The following is a 912-nucleotide window of genomic DNA, read 5'->3' on the forward strand; positions in this document are numbered from 1 at the left end:
CCCAGAGCGGCTCGATCACCCGATGCACCAGGGGGACCAGCAGGGCGCCCAGCAGCAGCCCGAACACCCCGGCCCCCGCCGCTCCGACCAGCCATTCCACCGCGGCCTTCGCCGCCGGCACGGCCTCGCCCGCCGCCACGGCGGCGCCGTGGATCGCGTGTCCGATCGCGCTCAGGCCGAAGCCTTCCAGCCCATGGACGACGATGCCGCCGCCGACCCACAGCATGGCGGCGGTGCCGACCAGGGCGAGCAGCTTCAGGAAGACCGGCATCCCCTTGACCAGCCCGCGCCCGACCGCCTGCGTCACCGGGGCGAGCGCCCGGTCGGCGCCGCCCGGCGCACCGGGGGAGGGGGTGCGCAGCCCCAGGAGGCTGGCCGCCGGGCGCCCGTTCTGGGCCAGCGACAGGCCCACGTCGTCCGCCTTCACGATCAGCGCCACCGCGCCGTAGACCAGGCCGGTGATGCCCGCCCCGACGACCGCCAGGACGGCGGCCTGCATCCAGAAGGAGGAGGTTTCGGCGGCGACCGTGGACAGCACGATGGCCATGATCTCCGCCGACAGGATCAGGTCGGTCTTGATGGCGCTGTTGACCTTTTCCCGCTCGAACTGCGCGGCGTCCTGCCCCGCGGCGCCCGCTCCTTCGGCGTCGTGGTGCGCCGCGTGGGGGCGCAGCGCCTCCCAGACCTTCTCGGCCCCCTCGTAGCAGAGGAAGCCGCCGCCCAGCATCAGCAGCGGCGTGATCGCCCACGGCGCCACGAGGCTGAGCGCCAGCGCCAGGGGCAGCAGGAAAATCAGCTTGTTCTTCAGCGAGCCCAGCGCGATCTTGCCGATGATCGGCAGCGCGCGGTCGGCGGCGGAGCCGACCACGTACCGCGGCGGCACCGCGGCGCCGTCCACCACCACCCCGGCGG

General features: G+C 74.3%; 1 protein-coding gene. It reads right to left on the reverse strand.

Annotated elements, in window-relative coordinates; translation table 11 throughout:
• A partial coding sequence (locus tag GBZ26_RS29590; RefSeq protein WP_174441828.1) for a DUF808 family protein occupies positions 1–912 on the reverse strand: 912 nt, incomplete at both ends.

The sequence above is a fragment of the Azospirillum formosense genome, assembly GCF_013340925.1.
Lineage (GTDB): Bacteria > Pseudomonadota > Alphaproteobacteria > Azospirillales > Azospirillaceae > Azospirillum > Azospirillum formosense.